The following is a 22,104-nucleotide window of genomic DNA, read 5'->3' as shown; positions in this document are numbered from 1 at the left end:
CACGCTGTTGACCGCACCATCACTGTGCCAAGGCCGCGTGATTCAAGGGTCTCACCAGCTTCACAACCGCTCGCGCAGCCTCAGGACGCCAGCTGCACCCGCAGCACTGATACGGAGCGTCCACCCATGAGTACCCGATTCGATCCACCCGAGCGCGGCCCGCTCGGCAGCGATATCGCAACCGTCGTCACCGCCCCCATCGTTGCCCCCGCCAGCGAGAGCGCGGTGTCGTGGGCTGCGATCTTCGCCGGTGCCGCGGCCGCCGCTGCGCTGTCCCTCATCCTGCTGATCCTTGGCGTGGGCCTGGGCCTGTCCTCGGTGTCGCCGTGGTCGTTCGAAGGCGTCAGCAAGGAAACCTTCGGCTGGTCCAGCATCGCCTGGCTCACCTTCACCGCGCTGGCTGCTTCGGGCCTCGGTGGCTACCTCGCCGGTCGCCTGCGCACCAGGTGGACGCAGATCCACGGCGATGAAACCTACTTCCGCGATACCGCGCACGGCTTCGTGTCGTGGGCCGTGGCCACGTTGCTCTCCGCGGGCCTGCTGACTTCGGCCATCGGGGGCGTGCTGGGTGCCGGTGCCAAGGTCGCAGGTGCTACTGCAGGTGCCGCCGTATCCACCGCAGGCGTCGCCGCTGCAGGTGCTGGCAGCGCGGCGGCTGCTGCGCCGGAAGGCGACCTCAATTACTGGGTCGATTCGCTGTTCCGCAACGCCACCAGCCCGGGCCCCGAGGCTGCGGCTGCACCGCCGGCACCAGATGCTGCGCCGATGGACCCGACCGCGCCGCCGCCGGCCGCCAGTGCCGGCCCGCGTGATGCGCGCATGGCGCCGCCGCCGCGCCCGATGCCGGGCCATGGCCCGATGGGTGACCGTCGCGAAGTTCGCGCCGAAGTGAACCGGATCATCGTCAACAGCCTGCAGGGCGATGGCCTGGATCCGGCGGACACCCAGTACCTGTCGCAGCTGATCGCTCGCGAAACCGGGATGAGCCCGGCCGAGGCACAGGCCCGCGTCACCGATGTGCAGACGCGCATGCGCGCAGCGCTGGAAAAGGCCAAGAACACCGCCAAGCAGGCCGCCGATGATGCCCGCAAGGCGACCGCCTATGCCGCACTGTGGCTGTTCATCACCCTGCTGATCGGCGCGTTCTTCGCCAGCCTCAGCGCCACCTGGGGCGGCCGCCGCCGCGACCTGTAACCCGCATTCCATGCAAGGAGACCTGCCATGAAAATGATTCTGCTTTGGCTGTTGGGCGTGCCGATTCCGTTGTTGATCCTGTACGCGATTTTCTTCTGACACCACGTTGTCGAGTAAGCCAGCATCAGGCCGCCGAAAGGCGGCCTGATGTGTTTCGGGTAGCGCAGGGCAGTGCCGTGCGTGGATGTTTCTTCTTGTGCAATGAGGTTAATTGCAAAACAAACAGCGAAAAGTTGTATCTCTCTCAAATCTTGATCGTCATCGCCAAAACTCCTTAACAACGAGACCTTTAGGAATCGTTGAATGGTCAGCGGGGGTAGGGCTTCCTACCATTCTCTCCGTCGCCGCCGCCTACCTCCGGCGTAGCGATGCTCCCCTCCCACCCTCCTTCCTCCGGGAGGGGAGCTTCTTCCTGTTACTGTCCGAGAGAGACAACCCGATGAATATCCTCCTGAAGAAGGCCGCGCTCGCTGCAGCGCTGGCCACCGCATCGCTGTCCGCGCACGCCATCGAAGCCAACATCACCCTGCGCGCCAACGTGGATCCGTCGCTGGCCCTGCTGAAGTCCGACGGCACGCCGTTGACCGACGCGGCAGAAATGAGCCACAACCCGATCAGCGGCCTGACCCCGTTCACCGAGAGCGTGCGCATCTTCAGCAACGACGTCGATGCCGACGTGGAAGTCCGCCTGGGCCACGCCGCTGAACTGGTGGCCACCGCCGGCGCACCGGGCACGGCCAACGTTCCGCTCAGCGTCTCCCTGAACAACCGTGCGCTGACCACCACCACGGCCGAGTTCCTGGCCACCGATCTGTTCCCGGGCTCGAACATCCCGGGTGCCTCGATTGAAATGCCGCTGCGCGTGGCGCAGGCCACGCAGGCGCCGATCACCGCCAAGGGTTACTACGAAGGCGTGATCAACATCGTGCTGAACCAGAAGCCGTAACGCACCTCCCCCTCGGTCGGCCCTGCCCGGGCCGACCGGTTTCAGGCACGCCCCCCTATGAAGAATTCCGCACCCGCCGTCACCCGGCTGGCGGTGGCGCTCGCCCTGGCGTTGGCGGCGCCCGCCGTTGTCGCCCGCAACGTTCCGCCAGGCTTTGAAGATCTGGTGGAAGGCCAGCTGGAACAGCTTGATATCCGCCTGCCGGGTCGCTCGGCGGGGTTGTCGCCCGTGCTGGTCACCCTGGATACGGTGCAGCTGCAGGCGCCGGCCGAGGCACTGCAGGCACTGGATCTCAGCCCTGAAGCGCAGGCCGCGTTGCTGCCCGCGTTGTCGCAACCGCTGCCACGCAACAGCCACCGCGCCTGCCGTCATGGCCAGGAGAGCACCGGTTGCGGCTACCTGCCGCCGCCGGAAGAACCCGATGGCGTACGCGCGATCTACGACGAAGGGCAGGGCGCCATCGTGCTGTTCTTCGCACCGCAGTGGCTGCCGGTGGATGACCCGGCCGCGCACCGCTTCCGCACGGTCACCGCCAACGCGCAGAACGCGTTCATCCACCAGCACGTGCTCAACGTCAGCGGCGGCGACGGTTACCAGGCGCTGGCGGCGCAGGGCACCGGCACGCTGGGCGTGCTCAGCGACGGCCACGTGGGCGTGGAATGGAACTACAGCCGGCAGCAGCAACGACACCAGCACACGCGCGATCAGTTCCAGATCGACAGCGCCTATTACCGCAACGACCTGGGCCAGCAGCACTACCTGCAGGCCGGGCGCATGGACCGCCGCAACCTGGCCAGCCCGCAGGGCGGCACCTTCGGTTTCAGCATGCTGCCGCTGGACCGCTTCCAGGGCCTGCGCTTGGGCACCACCCAGGCCTACCTGGACCCGGACGGTGCCGTCGATGCGCTGCCGGTCACCGTGCTGCTGGCCCGCAATGCGCGGGTGGACGCCTTCGATGGCGACCGCCTGCTGCAGACCTTCTACCTGGAGGCGGGCGTGAACCAGCTCGATACCCGCCGTTTTCCGTTCGGCAGCTATACCGTCACCCTGCGCATCTACGAGGATGGCGTGCTGGTGCGCAGCGAAGACGCGCCCTTCAACAAGGGCGGCGACTGGACCGATACCAGCGTGCAGTGGTTCCTGCAGGCCGGCCGCCGCCATGAGCGCCGCGACGATGGTTTCAACGGCGAGATGGCCGCGCAGGCCGGCATCCGCATCCCGTTCGCGCGCGACCTGGCGATGACCGTCGGCGTGGCCGACATGAGCAGTGCCAGCTACGGCGAGCTGCGCGTGGACGCGCGCCGCCAGTTCCGTACCCAGGAATACCGCGGCAGTGCCAGCGTGCTGCGCGGCAGCGATGGCAGCCATGGCGTGCAGAGCCAGCTGTCGTACCGGCGCTGGGCATCATGGAACGTGTACCACCAACGCCTGCGTGGCGCCGCCTGCCAGCGCACGACGCCCAGCCTTGAGCGTATCGGCTGTGTGGACGCGCTGAGCGTGTCGGTGGCGCTGCCGCTGGCCGGCGGCAATGTCTATATGGGCTACACGCGGCGCCAGACCTATCGCCCCAGCTGGGTGCTGCCCGGCAGTGACGACGACCGCTGGCAGGCGCTGCCCGGCGTGTTGCCGCCGCCCGGCTTCATTCCCGAGCTGCGCCCGGCGTATCTGAGCCGCGCGCTGCAGGCCAGCTACAGCCGCAGCCAGCGCTGGCGCGATTTCAACCTGGGCCTGCGCGCGGGCGTGTGGCAGCAGCGCAACGAAGGCAGCAGCGTGACTCCGCGCGACCGTGGCGTGTTCCTCAGCTTCACCCTGTCACGCCTGCAGGTGCGCGGTGGCAACAGCCACCAGCACCGCTACGCGCTGGATGTGCGGCAGCCGCAGCATGCGCGCCCGGATGTGCAGTACAACGCCGGCCAGACCTATCGACGCGATGGCATCGGCGGTGCACGCGAGCTCTCGCTGGACCTGCGCGGCAACAACCAGGATCGCTACAGCGCCGGCATCAGCGGCCAGCTGCAGGGCGCGCACGGCCAGACCAGCGGCGCAGCCAGCTGGTACCAGCAGCGCAATGGCAACCAGCTGTCCTACAGCGCCAGCCACACCTCCGGCCTGGCGCTCACTGCCAATGGCCTGTTCTGGGGCGGCCAATCCGGCGCCGATGCCGGCCTGGCTGTGCAGGTGGCCGATACCGACGATCTTGACCTGACCGGCGTGGCCGCTGAACTGCAGGTGGGTGGCCTGCGCCGCCAGCGCCTGCGCATCGGCGAACGCCGCCTGCTGCCCCTGGCGGCCTACCAGGTGCATCGCGCCGAAGTGCAGGACGCCACCGTACACGATGGCCAGGCCGCCGTACGCGTGGGCAGCGGTGGTGGCGCGCAGCCGTTGTTCCTGGCGCCGGGCAAGGTGGCGCGCATGCCGGTGCCACTGGAGGTGACCTACACCTTCATCGGCAACGCGCGTGACATCGCCGGCATACCCGTGGGGGGCGCCCGCATCCTCAATGCACCGGTGCCCGCCGTCGGCCCCAGCGGCGGCTTCGTGGCCGACTTCCCGCGCCGCGAAACCACGCTCTACCTGCTGCGCAACGAGCAGCTGCTGCAGTGCCCGCTGCAGGTGCGCGAGCGCCGCAGCGTGGTGCTGCTGGTGGGAACAGTGCAGTGCGAGCCGCTTGCCGTGGCCCAGCTGCCGCCGGCCATCCGCCAACAGGCACGCGTGCAGCGACTGCTGCAGGAAAACGCCTTGATCGCGGCCACGCCGCAGACTGCTGCTGTGGGAGAGACGAAGTGAAGCGCTTGTGGGTTTGGGTGGTGATGTTGGTGGGGGCGCTGGTGGTGGTGCCGCGTGCTTCGGCGCAGCGGCCGCCGGAGACGCACCCAAGCAGTGACCACCAGAGGATCACCGCAACGTTTGACCGATCTTCCCCACCTGGGGATGTGGTGCTTTGGGCGCCGCGAACGGTGTTGGGGTACAGCATGGATGAGTCTCTGCAGTATGGAAGGCTGCACCTGACCTGCCTGTCTGGATCAGATCCGTCCAAGGGTGCCTGCCCAACTGAAGGCGCCGACAATTCATCGAGCGGCAAAGCGCCCATTTCACTGCGTTTCGTGGAGCGGAGATCAGGCTATCGCACAACGATAGATGCTTCAGGCTCATTGACACGTTTGTTGAAAACTCAGGCGTGCGGTCCGGATTATTGGATGGGCGTCGAGCGACCTCTGTGGACGAGTTCGCATGAGCGTTGCGCCGGGGACCCAACTACTGGAACAGGTCTCGACGTAAGCGTTGGCTCGGAACAGCTTGCGAAGTTGGTTGCTGGCCACTGGGACGCCGAACTGGTTCTCAACCTGCGCGCTGATCCGGCCGGGCCCATTCTCGCCACCTACACCTTCACCTTCGACCTCACCATCACCGATCACAACAACGTTGCGATCTACTTCCCGCTGTTCGACTTCTCAGCCCCGCTGGTCGATCTGAACCTGCAATACAACCCGATCAGCCGCCCGCCCAGCATTGGCGGCAGCACCGTGCTGGATATGTGCCTGTATGACGGCCTGGGCTCGCAGAGCGAGTTCCTCGGCGTGACGGTACGCAATCGCGATCCGCGCCCGCCAGGGCCCAGCGGATTCTCGGTCTGGCACCAGGACGGCGCCAACACAGACCGGGATCGCGTCGACCTCAATGTCAGCCTCGACCATGACGGCCGCAAGGTGCGCATGGGCAACGGCGTCGAACAGGAACTGCGCGGCATCGACACCGCCAAAGCTGCGGCTGGTGGTGCTGCCTGGCATGACCCAGCCAGTGTTCTGCGTGCCCACCCCGTTGACGCTGGAGACACCGTCATTCGATGCGAGCAGCAAACGCCATGGCCACTACGAAGGCGAGCTCCAGGTTGAGCTACGCCTGCCCACCTCCCGCCCTTGAGTTGCGAGGCAACCTGATGAACCTCCGTACCCGTTACTTCATTCCCTTGTCGCTGCTGCTGGCCACCCCGGCCTCGGCCAATCTGACCGTGCATCCCATGCGGTCTGCGGTCGGCCCGGAAAAAGGCACGCAGATCCGCGTGTACTCGCAATCCACCCGCGCCCAGTATGTGCAGGTGGCGATGCGCCGCATCGTCAACCCGGCCGCGGCAGATGAGCGCGAGGTGGAGCTGGATCCGAGTGAAGCCGCCATCGCCATCACCCCGGGCAAGTTCGCGCTCAGTGGCGGTGGCAACCGCCTGATCCGCGTCATTCCGCTGCAGCCGGTGCAGGAGGAACAGGCCTACCGCGTGTACTTCGAAGGCGTGCGCGGGCCGGATGATCGTCCGTTGGATATTGCGGTGGATGGCGCGCGCGCCAATGTGGGTGTCAGCCTGGTGTGGGGCGCGCTGGTGAACGTAGTGCCCGCCGACGGCGTGGTGAACCTGGATCTGCGCGACGCCACGGTGCACAACACCGGCACGCTGCGCGTGGGTCTGACCAGCGTGGCCGACTGCACTGCCAGTGGTGCGTGCACCGCGCACGAACTACGCAGCAGCCTGTATCCCGGCACCGCCGTTGATCTGCCCTTTCAGCCCGTACCCGGCCACACCTTGCAGCTGCGCTACCGCCTGACCAACGACGGCTACCGCGAGCACGTGCACAGCATTTCCCTTTGATTTCCAGCGCCCACCGCGCATAGGGCGCGGGTGGGTTTTCTTTCCTTCTGATGTTAAGGAGATTCACGATGAATCATATCTATCGCCGTATCTGGTCCACGGCCCGGCGCTGCTGGGTCGTTGCCAGTGAACTGAGCCCGGCGCGGGGCAAGGCGTCCCGCAGCGTAACCGCGCCCATGTTGGTGGCGGTGCTGTCGCTGCCAGGATTGGCAGTTGCAGCTGACGTCGAATCCATTGATGTAGATGCAGCCGGAGAGGAATCTTCCGACACCGCGAACAGGACGTCGCAGACTGTGTTCGGTAGTGCCGCTGCGAGATTCGAGGGCATGCCCAGTGGACTGCCTGGGTTGGTGATTCCGATTACAGCTACCTACAGCCAGTTTGCATTGGTGAGCGACACGAATTACAAGAACTCGATCCTCACGGGTGACAATCTTCTGGTAGTAGGGTCGCGTTCCTGGATTACCGGTTCCACGTCGGTGGCATTCGGCAACAACATTGGAGCTCACGGGGAGCACAACGTAGCCATCGGCTTCAGCGCCGCTACGCCCAACGGCTACGCGACCGCCGTCGGCGGCAGTACGCTCGCTGCGGGTGTGGGTTCGGTTGCACTGGGAAACAACGCGAAGTCCTACACGCTCAATTCGATCTCCATTGGCAGTGGATCCAGTAGCTACTACGGCTCGGGAAACTCGCGCATTGCCATCGGAGGCGACGCCTACGCAGGCACGTCGGGCTATACCGGTGCGACCGCGTTGGGCGGAAATGCGCGCGCCGAGTACGACGGCCTGTCATTGGGCTATGGTTCCAAGGCGGCAGCGGTTGGCGCGGTGGCGTTGGGGACGAACTCCCAGGCAACGGAAGCCAATGCCGTGTCCGTCGGCAGCAGCAGCATCAAGCGCCGTGTCATCAACCTGGCCGATGCTCGGCTGTCTGCAACGAGCACCGACGCCGTGACCGGCAAGCAGTTGCATGCCACCAATACGCGCCTGGACGCGGCTACCTACGCGGTGGCTTCCGGCACGGCCATGACGGGCAACAACAAGGCTGCGGCCTCCGGTAGCGGCGCGCTGGCGGCCGGTGCATTGGCCAGCGCCGTTGGTGGTGGTGCCGCTGCCATGGGCAATATGGCGAAGGCCGATGGAACGCATACGACGGCGCTCGGCTACCGCGCGCAAGCCATTGCGGGCCAAGCAACCGCCTTGGGTCGCGAGTCAGTGGCATCTGGCAGTTTCTCGACCGCAGTTGGCAATCTTTCCCAAGCCACGCAGACCAGCGCCGTCGCCGTTGGCGATCGTGCACTGGCGCAGCACAGTGGCAGTGTGGCGCTTGGCAACGGGTCACAGACCAGCGCTGCCAATCAGGTCTCGGTGGGCAGCGCGTCCATTAAGCGCAAGATCGTAAACCTTGCCGATGGCGCGGTGGGCGCCGGCAGCAATGAGGCCGTTACCGGCAATCAGCTGCACACCACCAATCAAGCGGTCACCACAGCCCGTACCACCGCGGATTCGGCGTTGGCGAAAGCCAACATACTGTCCGGCCTGGTCGGTCAGACCGCTGCTTCCGGCAACGTGCGCCTCGGCGCCGAGAACACCGGCACCGTGCTGGACGTGCGCAACAAGAGCAACGCCAGCCGCAAGATCAGCGGTGTAGCAGACGCCACGCTAAGCAGCACGAGCACAGACGCGGTCAGTGGTCGCCAGTTGACGGCGACCAACAGCAACGTCACTGCCGCGCAGAACACCGCCACCGCAGCGCAGACGACCGCCACGGGAGCACGCACCGTCGCCGACAGCGCACTGCGCAAGGCAACAGCGCTGGAGGGGCTGGTGGGCCAGACCTCGGCCAGCGGCAATGTTCGCTTGGGTGCGCAGAACACCGGCACCGAGCTGGATGTGGCCAACAAGACTGGAGTGAAGCGACGCATCTACAACATTGCCAACGGCGTACTCAGCGCTGGCAGCACCGACGCCGTGACCGGCCAGCAGTTGTTTGCCACCAATACGTTGGTAGAGGGAAACGCCAGCCAGCTGAAGGGGCACGCACAGAAGTTGCTCGCACAGGATGGTCGCATCGGTGACAACCGCAGTGATTTGGACAGGCTGCGGGAGGATGTGGACAACTTCGATCCGGATCTGGAAGGGGTGGTGAAGTTCAGTGATGACCGGAGTTATGTGGACCTGGAAGGCGCGAGGTTGGAAGGTGTTGCGGCCGGGGATATCAGTTCGGCTGCCAGTACGGATGCGGTGAATGGTGGGCAGTTGTTTGCTACTAATCACCGCATTTCGATGGTCGAGGCAGGTGCTCGTTTCCTTGCGGTGGATTCCAACGATGAAAGCGTGGAAGCCAAAGCGGGGCAGCAAGGCGTCGCAATCGGTGAATCTGCCGAGGCATCAATCGATGCGGACGGTGCTACTGCGATCGGGAGTTTTGCGAGGGCCCGTGCAAGTGGATCAGTGGCACTGGGCCGCGGCTCGTTTGTGGATGCAATGAGCAAGAACGGCTTTGCGCTTGGTACCGGTGCAAACGTCTACTCAAAGGACGGTGTCGGCGTTGGTGCGTTCAGTATGGTGAGTGCTGGTGCAGACGGAGCCGTTGCCTTGGGGAATTTCTCTGTGGCCGTAGAGACAAATACGGTGTCGTTGGGAAACGAAAATCTGGAGAGGCGCTTGGTTAACGTCAGCCGAGGAAAGGATGGCAGCGACGCTGCGACGGTTTCACAACTGAGGGATAACGCCGAACTGCTCGGAGGCGGAGCGGGGATTGACTCCAATGGTTACGTCATCGCCCCCAATTATCGGATACAAGGCACTGTCCACAACACGGTGGGTGACGCACTCACTGCTCTGGACGGGGCTGTGATCAGAAGCGATGCCCGCATTGAGAACGTGGAAGACAAGTACCGCGCGTTGTTCCAGGAGGGTTATGGCCCACTGGGCAATGGATCGAATCAGCTGGTATTTGCTGGTGCCAACGGAATGGTGCTGACAAATGTTGCGAACGGCCGCATCGCGGCTGGCAGTCGTGATGCGGTCAATGGTGATCAGCTTCACGCGGCGCAGGAGCAGATCGACCGCAACCGGTCCGATCTGGATTTGCTGTGGGATGAGCGGCGGCCAGCGGCTTCCGCATCTGCTTCAGTTGATTCCAGCGTTATTGACTATGGTGGCGCACGTTTGACAGGGGTGAGTGCTGGTGACATCAGTTCGATTGAAAGCTCAGATGCGGTCAACGGTGGTCAGCTGTTTGCCACAAATGCTCGGATCCATCAACTGGAAAGCGATTCTGCATTCATCTCCATTGGTCACGACGGTGAAAACAAGCCAGCGCAAGCAGGTATGTTTGGTGTAGCCATCGGCGACTCATCAGTTGCTACCGTGGGTGGTGAAGGGGGTACTGCTTTGGGCGCATTTGCCAATGCCAGGGGCCGCAATTCCGTTGCGCTTGGCCGAGCGTCTTTCGTTGAAGAGCATGCAAATGAAGGCTTCGCATTGGGGGTTGCCTCCAGGGTTTCGGAGCAGGAGGGCGTCGCGATCGGCGCATACAGCAGAATACTGGATGGCGCAACGTCATCAGTTGCTATCGGCACTTACTCAGTAGCGAACGAGGCGAACGTAGTCTCCTTTGGGAATAGATACTCCACGCGCCGTCTCGTCAATGTAGCTAATGGCAAATCGGCCACCGACGCCGCCACCGTTGGTCAGCTCCGCGGCGCCCTTGCAACACTGGGCGGTGATGTCGACACCAACGGCAACATCATCGGCCCTCACTTCAACGTGCAAGGCGGCACCCAGTCCACGCTCGACGCTGCCCTGCAGTCACTCGACGGCGCCGTAACCACCAACGCCTCCCGCGTAAACACCATCGAACACCAACTCCGCTCCGTCTTCCAGAACACCCCCTCCACCCGCAGCGACGGCCTCCCCCAGCTCAACCTGGCCGGCGCCAACGGCATGGTCCTGGGCAACGTTGCCAACGGCATGATCGCTGCCGGTAGCCGCGATGCCGTCAACGGTGGTCAGCTGCACGCCATGCAGCAGCGCCTGGACGGCCGCATCGACGGCATCGAGCAGCGCATCGATGATCAGCCGCAGGCACAGGGGCGAATGATGGCCAGTGCCGATGCACCTGCCGAACCCACCGCGCCGGTCACGCCGGACGAGCAGGGCAGCAAGGCCTCGGGCACGCCCGCATCCGCAGGCGATACCCCCACCGGCAAGATCGCCAGTGCCGACGGTGGCAAGCCCGCAGCGGCCGAGTCGCCCGCACCGCAGGTCAGCACCCGCGACCTGGAGCAGATGCTGGAGCGCGCCAACCAGTACACCGACCAGGCCACCGCCGGCATCGAGCGTCGCCTGGAAAAGATGGACAAGCGCTTCAACCGCATGGCGGCGATGAACAGTGCGCAGAGCGCGATGGCGATGAACACCGCCGGCCTGGCCACCTACAACCGCCTCGGCGCGGGCGTGGGCTATGCCGAGGGCGAATCGGCGATGGCGGTGGGCTACCAGCGCGTACTCAACGACAAGGGCTCGGCCACCTTCAGCCTCAATGGTGCGTTCACCAACAGCGGTGAACGCAGCATGGGCGTGGGTGTGGGCATCGGCTGGTGAATCATGAGTACTGACAAGCAGAAGCCCGGACCTGGCCGGCGTTACAGCCTGCTGGAACAGGAAATGCGCAACTATCGTTACGTGAGCCGCTTCATCAGCTACCGGCGATATTACGCGTGGCGTGCGAAATTCCACTATTACTGGCGCTACGTCAACAAGACCACGCTCCTCATCGCGTTCATGGGGCTGTGCCTGGCCACCATGTGCTGGGTGCAGTGGCGCGCGCTTAATCCCACGGTGCCACGCATCCATCCGCAGGCGGCGCAGGTGCGCATGGAAGCGCTGTCTTTCGAGGCGTATCGGCGGATGGGGGCAGTGCGCTATGCCGACGGTCGTGGCCTCACCCCATTCACCACCCACGCGCGCATCGTGGCCGGTGCGGAGCGGGCCATCCGGGTGCGGCAGGCGCTTCAGGTCCCGGCGGCGCTGCAGCTGCAGTCGGACATGCTGGCCGACATTGCCGACTACATCGGCATGACCGGAGTATGCGCGCCGTATCCCTGCGAGGTGGTGCGTGAGTACGTTCAGACCCTGCATGAGGCCGGCGAACGCAGCCTGCAGGTACAGCAGGCGTTGCAGCCCGTGCTGGAGCTTCCCGAGCACGTGGTGCCTGCGCTGGAGGGAGAGCGTGCTCGACTGGCCCACGGCTGGGCGGACAGTTTCGATGATGTGGACGCACACCTGTGGATACTGCATGACCTGCGCCGCATGCACGGCAACATGATGCTGCAGGCCCGGGCGCGGGAGCCATGGCCGCTGCTGGCGCGGGTGGTGCTTCGCGACCAGCAGCCGCCCAGCCGGTGGTAGAAGCGAGCCGTGGGTGAAGGCGGCGCCGATCAGGTCCGGCGCTGCCTCACCCGCTGAAGTAGCTGCTGGCCTCGTCTTCGGCCAGCAGCTGCCGCACCTGCGCGGCTGAAGCACGCCGCATCGGCTTTTCATCCACCGGGGAAAGCGGCGCCTGGCGCAGGGCGTCGTAGGGGAGCACGGCCAGGTCGAAGGTCAGTTCCTCGGCGCTGAACACCCATACCGGCACGTCCAGGCTGCGCTCGCGGTCCAGCCGCAGGCGACGCGTGCGCGATTCGGCGGGAATGCGGTGTTCGTCCAGGAAGCGGTGCACGGCCTCGGCATCGTCGCTGTGCAGGTGCAGCTGCACGGGGCTGTTGCCATCGGCGGTGCCGTCCAGCACGGGGCCGATCAGGCGCGGGGCAAAGCCGTGCAGGAAATCCAGTGCATTGAGCGCAGCTTCGCGGCGGCGCTGCAGTTGGGTGCTGTGCTGGGGCCCGGCAAACAGCCGCTGGTGCTCGCGCAGGGCGTGTTCAATCTCGGAATTGCGGGGCAGGGAGGCGTCGTCGTGGATGCCGAGCCGGCTGGCGGCCTTCAACTTGGCCTGGTGGTAGTCGCGGATACCGCCTTCGGCCATCAGGCGGGCGGCTTCGTGGGCGAGGCGATGGCGGCGCTCGCGGGTCTGGCTGGCAGCATGCTGGCGTGCGCGATGCATGCGATGACTCCTGTTGCGACCTGGGTACAGAGTAGCGCAGGGATGTGACATGCGCGTGCTCGGCCGGCACGAAGCGACCGGGCTGCGGGCCTTGCTCTGGTAGGTGCCGACCTTGGTCGGCACGAAGGGCCAACCAAGGTTGGCCCGCTACCGGGCTGCGGGCTGCTCTGGTAGGTGCCGACCTTGGTCGGCACGAAGCTACCAGGCTGTGGAAGAGCCAACACACGTTGGCCCCCACCCATGCGTGCCTTAGAAGATATCGAACGCGGCGGCGTCCGCCTGCGGGGTGCTCTGCAGGTCCAGGTCGTAGTCGGTCAGGCGGTCCATGTCTTCCACCTTCACCCACTCTGTGGCGCCGTTCAACGTGGTCTGCACCATGCCCGCCGGCGGTTCGTTCTGCGCGATCGGGGTGTCCTTCAGCGCGACGCGCATGTAGTCGATCCAGATCGGCAGGGCGGCCTTGCCGCCGTATTCGCGGTAGCCCAGCGAACGGAAGTCGTCGCGGCCCACCCAGACGGTGGTGGCGTACGGACCGCCGAAGCCGGAGAACCAGGCGTCGCGGTGGTCGTTGGTGGAACCGGTCTTGCCACCCACGTCCTCACGGCCCAGCACCTTGGCGGCGGTGCCGGTGCCGCGTTGCACGACGTCGCGCATCATCGACACCAGCTGGTAGGCGGTACGGGCGTCGATCGCGCGTGGGGCGGTGCGGGCGTCCGGGTTGGCCGGCGCGGCCGGGATCTCGGTGGCCGGCTTGGTGGCAGCGCTCGGGTCCACCTTCGGGGCCGGGGCGCCGAAGTTGAAGCCGTCCACCACCTGGTTCACCGGCTGGTCGCTGCTGCCGGCGCACTCGCGGCAGGCCAGCGCCGGGTTTTCCTTGAACACGAGGTTGCCGTCGCGGTCGTTCACCTGGTCGATCAGCCAGGTGTCCACGCGCGAGCCGCCGTTGGCGAACACGGCATAGCCACGGGCCACCGACAGCGGGGTGAGCGAGGCGGTACCCAGCGACATCGACAGGTTCGGCGGAAGTTCCGATTCGGCGAAACCAAACTCGCTGATGTACTTGCGTGCATAGTCCACGCCCATGCCGTCGAGCAGGCGCACCGACACCAGGTTGCGCGACTGCACCAGCGCTTCACGCAGGCGCATCGGGCCGCGGAAACCGCCACCATCGTTCTGCGGCGCCCAGGTCTTGCCGCGGCGGTCGCGGAACACCACCGGGGCGTCCAGCACAATCGAGGCCGGGTTGTAGCCCTTGTCGAAGGCGGCGGCATAGACGAACGGCTTGAAGCTGGAACCGGGCTGGCGACGGGCCTGGGTGGCACGGTTGAACTTGTTGCCCGAGAAGCTGAAACCACCCACCAGCGCCTTCAGCGCGCCGCTGTGGGCGTCCAGCGAGACCAGGGCGGACTGGCCGCGCGGAATCTGGTCCAGCAGCCACTCGCCTTCCTTGGCGCCGGCACGCACGCGCACGATGTCACCGCGCTGCACCAGCTTGCCGGGGGTCTTGTTGGTCCACTTGGCGGCACCGGCCGGCAGCACGATCTCGCTGCGGTTGGCCAGGACCACCGTGGCGCTGCCGTCGGCGCCGGTGCTGGCCACGATCGCCGGCAGCAGGCCGGCCTGGCCATACATGCCGCGCAGGTGCTCGGCCAGGGCCGCGGCATCGTCGCCGGCGCCCAGCGTCACCTGCTTTTCCACGCCGTGCCAGCCGTGGCGGTGGTCGTACAGCAGCAGGCCGTCACGCACGGCCAGGTTGGCCGCGGTCTGCAGGGTGGCATCGATGGTGGTGGTGACGTGGTACCCCTTGTTGACCACGTCGCCGCCGAAGCGGGCGATCATTTCCTGGCGCACCAGCTCGGCCACGTAGGGCGCTTCCACCTGCACCGGCGGTTCGTGCGCGGTGGCGTGCATCGGCACGGCCTTGGCCGCGTCGGCCTCGGCCTGGGTGACGAACTTCAGGTCGGCCATGCGCTGCAGCACGTAGTTGTCGCGGCGCTGGCGGGCACGTTCCGGGTTGGAGATCGGGTTGCCCGAGGAGGGGAACTTGGGAATGCCGGCCAGCGAGGCCATTTCATCCAGGTCCAGCTCGTTCAGCTTCTTGCCGTAGTAGAACTCGGCCGCGGCGGCCACACCGTAGGCGCGATTGCCGAAGAAGCTCTTGTTCAGGTACAGCTCGAAGATCTCATCCTTGCTCAGCTCCGACTCGATCTTGCGGGCCAGCAGGATCTCGGCCAGCTTGCGGGTGTAGCTGTATTCGGAACTGAGGAAGAACTGGCGGGCCACCTGCTGGGTGATGGTGGAACCACCGGGCACGCGCTTGTCGTTGGTGGTGGCCAGCAGCCATACCGCACGGCCGATGCCCTTGTAATCCACGCCCCCGTGTTCATAGAAGCGGGCGTCCTCGGTGGCCAGGAAGGCCTTCTTCAGCTTGTCCGGCACGTCCTTCATGGTGATGGGGGTGCGCCGGGTCTCGCCGAACACCGCCATCAGCTTGCCGTCGGCAGCGTAGACGTACATGGGCTCCTGCATTTCCACGTCGCGCAGGGTCTGCACGTCGGGAAGCTTGGAGGACACAGCGTAGTACAGGCCGCCCACGGCGGCCGCTCCGACCAGCGCCAGGACCAGTACAACAAGGAAGATCCAGCGCAGCCAGCGGCGGAGTCGAGTCATCGGGTTCAGATTCCGATTGCGAATTTCGTGGTCGCAGAGTATAGATTACGCACGGTGGCGGCTGGGGTCGCTACCAGGGGACGCAACGACAAACGCTAGGGGCTGCATCGTGAACCTGTGAGGGACTTCACAGCAGGGTGGTTGCCATTTGCTAAGAATACGTTATTAATGCGCGGACACAGCTCTTGTGTCCAAGTGCCCGTCGGCAGGGGAGAAACCGTGGGGCTTATCCCAAAAAGTCAGTCGCCACTCATAGGCGTCGACATCAGTTCGACTGCGGTGAAGCTCTTGCAGCTTTCCCGCAGCGGTAGCCGTTTCCGCGTGGAACATTACGCCGTGGAACCTCTTCCGCCGAATGCGGTGGTGGAGAAGAACATCGTGGAAGTGGAGGCCGTGGGTGAGGCCATCCGCCGTGCGATGAACCGTTCCGGCAGCAAGGCCAAGCTGGCCGCCGCTGCCGTGGCCGGCTCGGCGGTGATCACCAAGGTGATCCCGATGCCTGCCGATCTGGACGAAAACGACATGGAAGCCCAGATCGAGCTGGAAGCGGTCAACTACATTCCGTACCCGATCGAGGAAGTGAACCTGGATTTCGAGGTGATCGGGGCGATCCCGAACAACCCGGAAATGGTCCAGGTGCTGCTGGCCGCGTCGCGTTCGGAAAACGTGGAACTGCGCCAGTCGGCGCTGGAACTGGGCGGCCTGCAGGCCAAGGTGATGGACGTGGAGGCCTTCGCGGTCGAGAACGCCTTCGCCCTGGTGGCCAGCGAACTGCCGGTGTCCAGCGATGGCGTGGTGGCCCTGGTGGACATCGGCGCAACCATGACCACCCTGAACGTCCTGCGCGCTGGCCGCAGCCTGTACAGCCGCGAACAGGTGTTCGGCGGCAAGCAGCTGACCGACGAGATCATGCGCCGCTACGGCCTGAGCTACGAGGAAGCCGGTCTGGCCAAGCGCCAGGGTGGGCTGCCGGAAAGCTACGAAATGGAAGTGCTGGAGCCGTTCAAGGAAGCCACGGTGCAGCAGATCAGCCGCCTGCTGCAGTTCTTCTACGCGGGCAGCGAATTCAACCGGGTTGATCACATCGTGCTGGCCGGCGGCTGCGCTGCGCTGGCCGGTCTGCCGGAAATGGTCGAAGAACAGCTGGGCGTGCCGACTGTGGTCGCCAACCCGCTGGCACAGATGACCCTGGGTCCGAAGGTGCAGGCCCAGGCGCTGGCCCAGGATGCCCCGGCGCTGATGATCGCCACCGGTCTGGCACTGAGGAGCTTCGACTGATGGCACGCATCAATCTATTGCCCTGGCGCGCCGAGCGGCGCAAGCAACGCCAGCGCGAGTTCGGGGTCATGCTGGGCATGGCTGCACTGGGCGGCGTGCTGCTGTCGCTGCTGGTGTGGTTCTACTACGACATGCAGGTGAGCGGCCAGATGGACCGCAACGCCTATCTGCAGGCCGAGATCACCAAGGTGAAGGCGCAGAACGCCGAGATCGACCGCCTGGACGAGCAGAAGAACCGCCTGCTGGCCCGCAAGGCCGTGATCGAACAGCTGCAGGCCAAGCGCTCGCAGATGGTTCACCTGTTCGACGCCCTGGTCCGCACCATTCCCGATGGCGTGGTGCTGACCGCCCTGCAGCAGGATGGCGACACCCTCACTCTGGAAGGCCGCACGCAGTCCAACGCGCGCGTGTCCGCCTACATGCGCAACCTGGAAGTGTCCGGCTGGATGACCAACCCGGAACTGTCGATCATCAAGGCCAGCGAGCCGGAGAAAGACAAGGACGCCGCACCGGTGGGTCCGGTGGCTGACATCAAGGCCCTGCCGTACGTGTTCAAGGTGACGGTGAAGCTGCCGGCGCAAAGCGAGGAGTCGACCACTCCGGGCCTGAACGCCGACGGCAGCGTGGCAACCGGTGCACCGGCCGCGCCGACCGTGGCGCCACTGAGTGCGGGTCCGGATGCTGCGGCACCGGCAGCTCCGGGCGCAGCGCCGGCGCCGGCACCGGCACCGGGCAATGCACCGGCACCGGCACCGCAGGCACCGGCCGCACCGGCTACCCCCGCAGCGCAACCGGCACAACCGGCCGCGCCGAAGACCGAGGGTAGCCGCCTGGCCCAGCCGCCGCAGGCCTTCCATGCCCTGCCGCAGGGGGACCGCGCATGAGCAAGAAAGTCGAACTGAAGAACCTGGATTTCAACGACATCGGCAACTGGCCGCGCAACGCCAAGATTGTCTTCTGCTCGTTGATCGCCGTGGTCATCATCTTCGTGCTGTGGATGCTGCTGATCAGCGGCAAGCGTGAAGAGCTGCAGACCCTGGAAAGCCAGGAAACCACCCTGCGCCAGGAATTCACCAAGGAACAGGAACGCGCGGTCAACCTGGAACCGCTGAAGCAGCAGCTGGCACAGATGGAGCAGGTTCTGCAGCAGATGCTGCGCCAGCTGCCCAGCAAGACCGAGATGCCCGATCTGATCATCGACATCTCGCAGACCGCGCTGTCCAGCGGCCTGGCCAACCAGCTGTTCGAGCCGGAAGAAGAACAGGTGAAGGAGTTCTACGCCGAAAAGCCGATCAAGCTGAGCATGGTGGGCAGCTACCACCAGTTCGGTGCGTTCGTCAGTGGCGTGGCCTCGCTGCCGCGCGTGGTCATCCTGACCATGCACGACATCAACCTGAAGCCGGCTGACAAGACCAACGGCAACATCCGCGCCGGTGCGCTGGTGCTGTCCGGTACGGTCAAGACCTACCGTTACCTGGATGAAAACGAGGTGGCGGAACAGCAGAAGGCTGAAGCGGGTGCAGCAGGCAAGGAGGCGAAGAAGTGATCCGTTCCTTCATTGCACGCGGTGGCATGGCGATGGTGGTACTGCTGCTGGCCGCCTGCGGCCGCGGTGTGACCAGCACGCCGGGCGATGCCCCCAACCTTGAGAAGTGGGTCGAAAGCGAACGCGCCCGACCGGCGCAGCCGCTGGAGCCGCTGCCCGTGATGCAGCAGTTCGAGACCTTCGAATATTCCGCGCAGGGCATGCGCGATCCGTTCACCGATGCCTGGACCAATCCACAGCAGGGGGCTGGCGGATTGCGCCCGGATCCGAACCGGCGCAAGGAACCGCTGGAAGGGTTCCCGCTGGATGCACTGGACATGGTCGGCACCATCGGCACCGGCGGCGGTACCGTCGCGCTGGTGATGGGGCCGGACAAGGTGACCTACCGGGTACGCCCGGGCGGTTACCTGGGGCAGAGCGACGGGCGGGTCACCGCGGTCTTCGAAGACCGCGTGGAGCTGATCGAACTGGTGCCGGATGGCGCGGGTGGCTGGCTGGAACGTCCGGCTACGCTCGCGCTGGAAGATCAATGATCGTTTACTGGGGATAGCACGATGACTTTTCACCAAGCCAAGGGGCTGCGACCCATCCGGCGCTCTACCTTGAACCGCATCAGCGCGCTGGGAGTCGCGTTGATGCTGGCCTGCGCTCCGGCGCTGGCTGCCGCGCCGGCTGCAAAGCCGGCCAGCACCACCGTTGCTGCGCCGGCCACCGCGCCGGCCAGCCTTGCGGTGTCGCGCATCGACTTCAAGCGCGGTGACGACGGCAGCGGCCGCCTGATCGTGCAGTTCGACGGCCAGGGCGCCATCCCGGATCTGCGCACGCAGGACAACAGCGTGATCGTGGATGTGGGCAACGCAAGCCTGCCGGCGAACCTGCAGAAGCCGATGAACGTGACCGACTTCGCCACGCCGGTGCAGCGCATCGACGCCAAGCCGTCCGGTGCCGGCACCCAGCTGGTGCTCAGCACCGGTGGTGCGGTCGAATCGCTGGCCTACCAGAGCGGCAACGAATACGTGGTCGAGATCACCCCGCGCAAGGCCCCGGCCGCAGTGGGTGCGGTTACCGCCGGCAGCGTCAGCCAGGCCGCCAAGGGTGTGCCGCAGCGCGGCTACAGCGGCAAGCCGGTCACCTTCAACTTCCAGGACGTGCCGGTGCGCACCGTGCTGCAGTTGATCGCCGAAGAATCCAACCTGAACGTGGTGGCCTCCGATTCGGTGCAGGGCAACGTGACCCTGCGGCTGGTCAATGTGCCGTGGGACCAGGCACTGGACATCGTGCTGCGTGCCAAGGGCCTGGACAAGCGCCGCGACGGCAGCGTGATCTGGGTGGCGCCGCAGGCCGAACTGGCCAAGTTCGAGCAGGAAAAAGAAGACGCGCGCATCGCGATCGAAAACCGCGAAGACCTGGTGACCGATTACGTGCAGATCAACTACCACAGCGCCACGCAGATCTTCAAAGCGCTGACCGAAGCCAAGGGCATCGGTGGCGGTGGTGGTGGCCAGGGTGGCAGTGGTTCGTCGTCGCAGGAAGAGAGTGGCTTCCTGTCCTCGCGCGGCCGCATCGTGGCCGACGAACGCACCAACACGCTGATGATCAGCGACATTCCGAAGAAGATCGCGCGCATGCGTGAGCTGATCGGGGTGATCGACCGCCCGGTCGACCAGGTGCTGATCGAAAGCCGCATCGTGATCGCCACCGATACCTTCGCCCGCGAACTGGGTGCGAAGTTCGGCATCAGTGGCAGCCGCGACAACGTGTACTTCAGCGGCGACCTTGATGCCAACTCGGAGACCCGCTCGTCGCAGATCGATACCGCGCGCGCCAACCAGACCGCCTACAACGAGTGGATCGCTGGTGGCAGCGTCGGTGCCGCACCGGTGCCGCTGGCGCCGGCCATCACTCGCGGTCTGAACTGGAACCTGCCGGTGGCGTCCACCAGCAACCCCGGTTCGCTGGCACTGTCGATCCTCAACGCCGGCTACCTGCTGGACGTGGAACTGTCGGCCATGCAGGAAGAGTCGCGTGGTGAAGTCATTTCCAACCCGCGCGTGGTCACCACCAACCAGCGCGAAGCCCTGATCAAGCAGGGTAAGGAAATCGGCTACGTCACCATCAGCGGTGGCGGTGCCGCCGGCGGTGCGCAGACCCCGAACGTGCAGTTCAAGGAAGTGGTGCTGGAGCTGAAGGTCACCCCGACCATCACCGACGACAACCGCGTGTTCCTGAACATGGCGGTGAAGAAGGACGAAGTGCAGCGCTACATCACCCTGGCCGGCTACGGTGAAATCCCGGAAATCAACCGTCGCGAGGTCAACACCGCCGTGCTGGTGGAAGATGGCCAGACCGTGGTGATCGGTGGCGTGTATGAGTTCACAGACCGCAACAGCGTCAGCAAGGTGCCGTTCCTGGGCGACGTGCCGTTCCTGGGCAATCTGTTCAAGAAGCGCGGCCGCAACAAGGACAAGGCGGAACTGCTGGTGTTCGTGACCCCGAAGGTGCTGCGCGTGGCCAAGCGCAGCTGATCGGTGCCACCGGATGTACGAGAAGGGGCCGCCACGTGCGGCCCCTTTTCGTTGTGGATGCACGCCATGCGTGGAGGGCCATTCATCCATCCTTGATCCAATCCCCGGACCAGCCTGCGATGATGTGGGGAACCCGTGCCGTTCTGCGCCGGTCAAAGGCCCCCATGAACCTGCCACCGCCGATGCCCGAATCCATCTCCCCGCCGCCTGCGCCTGCCACGTCGCGGCTGCATGCCGCCTTCACCAGCCTGCGCGATGCGCTGTCGGCCGAGATCGTCGGCCAGGCCGCGCTGGTCGAGCGCCTGCTGATTGCACTGCTGGCCGACGGCCATCTGCTGGTGGAAGGCGCGCCCGGCCTGGCCAAGACCACCGCCATCCGCGCGCTGGCCGCACGCCTGGAAACCGAGTTCGCGCGCGTGCAGTTCACCCCCGACCTGCTGCCGGCCGACCTGACCGGCACCGAGATCTGGCGCCCACAGGAAGGCCGTTTCGAATTCGTGCCCGGCCCGATCTTCCATCCCATCCTGCTGGCCGACGAGATCAACCGTGCCCCGGCCAAGGTGCAGTCGGCGCTGCTGGAAGCCATGGGCGAACGCCAGGTGACCGTTGGCCGCCACACCTATGCGCTGCCCTCGCTGTTCCTGGTGATGGCCACGCAGAACCCGATCGAGCAGGAAGGCACTTTCCCGCTGCCGGAAGCGCAGCTGGACCGTTTCCTGATGCACGTGCGCATCGGCTACCCCGACCAGGCCGCCGAAGCGGAGATCCTGCGGCTGGCGCGCGAGCGTGCGCGCGGCGCGCTGGGTGAAGCGGCGCCGGCACCGGACAAGCTGCCGATGCAGGACGTGTTCGATGCACGCCGGCAGGTGCTCGACCTGCACATGGCGCCGGCGCTGGAACGCTACCTGGTGGAACTGGTGCTGGCCTCGCGCGATCCCGGCCGCTACGACCCGGCACTGGGCCGCCGCATTGCATGGGGCGCCAGTCCGCGGGGGTCGATCGCCCTGGAACGCTGCGCGCGTGCGCGCGCCTGGCTAGCTGGTCGCGATTTCGTCACCCCCGACGACGTGCGGGCGGTGGCCGCCGACGTGCTGCGCCACCGGGTGCTGCCCAGCTATGAAGCCACTGCCGAAGGCTGGGACGGCGAGCGCCTGGTGCAGAAACTGCTGGCCCGCGTGCCCGCGCCCTGAGTCTG

The 22,104-nt window shown here is 65.6% G+C and carries 15 protein-coding genes and 1 pseudogene; 14 read left to right on the top strand and 2 right to left on the bottom strand.

The annotated features are described in order from the left end of the window. Positions 1-126: 126 nt before the first annotated feature. The 8 genes and pseudogenes from C1922_RS17690 (at position 127) to C1922_RS17660 (ending at position 12,199) form a co-directional block, all read left to right on the top strand. On the top strand, positions 127-1,194 hold the full coding sequence (locus C1922_RS17690; protein ID WP_108750969.1) for a hypothetical protein: 1,068 nt from the start codon (positions 127-129) through the stop codon (positions 1,192-1,194). A 439-nt stretch (positions 1,195-1,633) separates the two neighbouring features. Continuing rightward, a complete protein-coding gene (locus C1922_RS17685) occupies positions 1,634-2,140 on the top strand; it encodes a CS1 type fimbrial major subunit (protein ID WP_108750968.1) in 507 nt (168 codons plus the stop codon). Positions 2,141-2,197: 57 nt separating this feature from the next. Then, positions 2,198-4,927: a TcfC E-set like domain-containing protein gene (locus C1922_RS17680; RefSeq protein ID WP_108750967.1), complete on the top strand. Its 2,730-nt coding sequence runs from the start codon at positions 2,198-2,200 to the stop codon at positions 4,925-4,927. A gap of 23 nt (positions 4,928-4,950) precedes the next feature. Beyond that, a pseudogene (locus C1922_RS20835) lies at positions 4,951-5,841 on the top strand (CfaE/CblD family pilus tip adhesin); the annotation flags it as partial. Next, entirely contained in the window at positions 5,819-6,061 is a 243-nt protein-coding gene (locus C1922_RS20785; RefSeq protein ID WP_325051575.1) for a CfaE/CblD family pilus tip adhesin, read from the top strand. The pseudogene C1922_RS20835 and the gene C1922_RS20785, both read left to right, overlap by 23 nt. Positions 6,062-6,077: 16 nt before the next feature. Continuing rightward, positions 6,078-6,779, top strand: a complete 702-nt coding sequence (locus C1922_RS17670; RefSeq protein ID WP_108750966.1) for a pilus assembly protein — start codon at positions 6,078-6,080, stop codon at positions 6,777-6,779. Between the two features lie 68 nt (positions 6,780-6,847). Further along, positions 6,848-11,392 carry an ESPR-type extended signal peptide-containing protein gene (locus tag C1922_RS17665; protein WP_108750965.1) on the top strand — a complete coding sequence of 1,515 codons (4,545 nt, stop codon included), beginning with the start codon at positions 6,848-6,850 and terminating at the stop codon, positions 11,390-11,392. Between the two features lie 3 nt (positions 11,393-11,395). Next, positions 11,396-12,199, top strand: coding sequence for a hypothetical protein (locus C1922_RS17660; protein ID WP_108750964.1), 804 nt, complete (start codon positions 11,396-11,398; stop codon positions 12,197-12,199). Positions 12,200-12,245: 46 nt separating this feature from the next. Here C1922_RS17660 and C1922_RS17655 read toward each other — a convergent pair whose 3' ends face one another. Continuing rightward, positions 12,246-12,890 (bottom strand): hypothetical protein, encoded by a 645-nt coding sequence (locus C1922_RS17655; protein ID WP_108750963.1) that lies wholly within the window; start codon positions 12,888-12,890, stop codon positions 12,246-12,248. A 249-nt stretch (positions 12,891-13,139) separates the two neighbouring features. After that, a complete protein-coding gene (locus C1922_RS17650) occupies positions 13,140-15,560 on the bottom strand; it encodes a penicillin-binding protein 1A (RefSeq protein WP_108750962.1) in 2,421 nt (806 codons plus the stop codon). Positions 15,561-15,779: 219 nt separating this feature from the next. Between C1922_RS17650 and C1922_RS17645 the strand changes: the two genes are divergently transcribed. The 6 genes from C1922_RS17645 to C1922_RS17620 all read left to right on the top strand — a co-directional run bounded on the left by C1922_RS17645 (position 15,780) and on the right by C1922_RS17620 (position 22,099). Then, complete coding sequence (locus tag C1922_RS17645) at positions 15,780-16,838, top strand: pilus assembly protein PilM (protein ID WP_108750961.1); 1,059 nt, start codon at positions 15,780-15,782, stop codon at positions 16,836-16,838. Then, a complete protein-coding gene (locus C1922_RS17640) occupies positions 16,838-17,722 on the top strand; it encodes a PilN domain-containing protein (protein WP_108750960.1) in 885 nt (294 codons plus the stop codon). Before C1922_RS17645 ends, C1922_RS17640 begins: the two co-directional genes overlap by 1 nt. Continuing rightward, positions 17,719-18,384 (top strand): type 4a pilus biogenesis protein PilO, encoded by a 666-nt coding sequence (gene pilO, locus C1922_RS17635; RefSeq protein ID WP_108750959.1) that lies wholly within the window; start codon positions 17,719-17,721, stop codon positions 18,382-18,384. The genes C1922_RS17640 and pilO overlap by 4 nt, the downstream gene beginning before the upstream one ends. Beyond that, a complete protein-coding gene (locus C1922_RS17630; RefSeq protein WP_199912194.1) occupies positions 18,381-18,917 on the top strand; it encodes a pilus assembly protein PilP in 537 nt (178 codons plus the stop codon). The genes pilO and C1922_RS17630 overlap by 4 nt, the downstream gene beginning before the upstream one ends. 21 nt (positions 18,918-18,938) lie before the next feature. Continuing rightward, the gene (locus C1922_RS17625) at positions 18,939-20,909 is read left to right on the top strand and encodes a type IV pilus secretin PilQ family protein (RefSeq protein WP_108750958.1); all 1,971 of its coding nucleotides are present in this window, start codon (positions 18,939-18,941) and stop codon (positions 20,907-20,909) included. A 164-nt stretch (positions 20,910-21,073) separates the two neighbouring features. Continuing rightward, the gene (locus C1922_RS17620; protein ID WP_108750957.1) at positions 21,074-22,099 is read left to right on the top strand and encodes a MoxR family ATPase; all 1,026 of its coding nucleotides are present in this window, start codon (positions 21,074-21,076) and stop codon (positions 22,097-22,099) included. Positions 22,100-22,104 lie beyond the last annotated feature (5 nt).

Source organism: Stenotrophomonas sp. ZAC14D2_NAIMI4_7 (assembly GCF_003086675.1).
Taxonomy (GTDB): Bacteria; Pseudomonadota; Gammaproteobacteria; order Xanthomonadales; family Xanthomonadaceae; genus Stenotrophomonas.
Note: the sequence above shows the minus strand (reverse complement) of the source record. Positions and strands in the feature narration are given on the sequence as shown.